Source organism: Aliterella sp. E5.1, assembly GCF_057473825.1.
This window is the reverse complement of sequence record NZ_JBYCCV010000500.1, coordinates 1-1036: the sequence shown is the minus strand read 5'-3', so window position 1 is coordinate 1036 and position 1036 is coordinate 1. Positions and strand designations below refer to the sequence as shown.

Here is a 1036-nt window from a genome sequence, read left to right as displayed (position 1 = left end):
AGGTGCAGCCGATACTGCTTGATATACTGCTAAAAATAGAGGTAGAAATCAAGTTCATATATACAACAATAGTGAAGGAGGAACAGAGCAAAGATCGAGTGAGATGAAGTGGGGATTAATTATTCCCCAAGCCATTGCTAATGACCATTTCCGCCTTTGCTATCAAAAAATTGTCCCCATTGAAAATAGTGGCATTAAGCAAGAACATTACGAAGTTCTTTTGCGCTTAGAAGATAAAAGTGGAAACATAATTTTACCAATGGAGTTTTTACCCTCCGCAGAAAGATACAATCTGATGCAACAGATAGACCGTTGGGTAATTGAGACGCTTTTTGCTCATTTAGAACAGCAATATCAAACAGTTTGGGAATCTTGTCCTCTTGAAACTTTACCAAGCTTGTATGCTGTAAATTTGTCTGGGGCTAGTATTAATGATGCCCAATTTTTTGAATTTGTGCAGCAACAGTTTGCAAGTACGCCCATTCCGCCAAATATTATTTGCTTTGAAATTACCGAAACAATTGCTATCACTAATTTAGCTAAAGCTGCGGAATTAATTAATAAATTAAAGCAGCTTGGTTGTCGCTTTGCCTTAGATGATTTTGGTAGTGGAATGTCATCTTTTGCCTATCTTAAAGCCTTACCAGTAGATTATGTAAAAATTGATGGGGCTTTTGTCCAAGAGATTGTTGAAGATGCGATCGCTTTAGAAATGGTGGAAGCTATCAAACGCATTGCTGTCCTGATGGGAATAGAAACAATTGCTGAGTTTGTCGAAAATGACGAAATCTTCCGAAAACTTCAATCTCTCGGTGTAGATTATGTCCAAGGCTATGCTATTGCTAAGCCATGCTTTTTGGATATCAGTAGCCAAAAAAACAAATTTTATAGCTAACAAGATCGAACAATAAAGATTCGATGAAGTAAGGGCAGTAGGAGCTAGAATTAATTGTTTTAAGGGAACTATAGATTTAGTCAACTTGTTTTTACCTTAAAGCAATTATGCAATTGAAAGTAAAGCCTAAACTTTAATACG

1 protein-coding gene is annotated in these 1036 nt (G+C 36.4%); it reads left to right on the top strand.

Annotated elements, in window-relative coordinates:
• The first annotated feature begins 103 nt into the window (after nucleotides 1–103).
• Nucleotides 104–895: an EAL domain-containing protein gene (locus AC2VE5_RS28545; RefSeq protein ID WP_486890881.1), complete on the top strand. Its 792-nt coding sequence runs from the start codon at nucleotides 104–106 to the stop codon at nucleotides 893–895.
• Nucleotides 896–1036 lie beyond the last annotated feature (141 nt).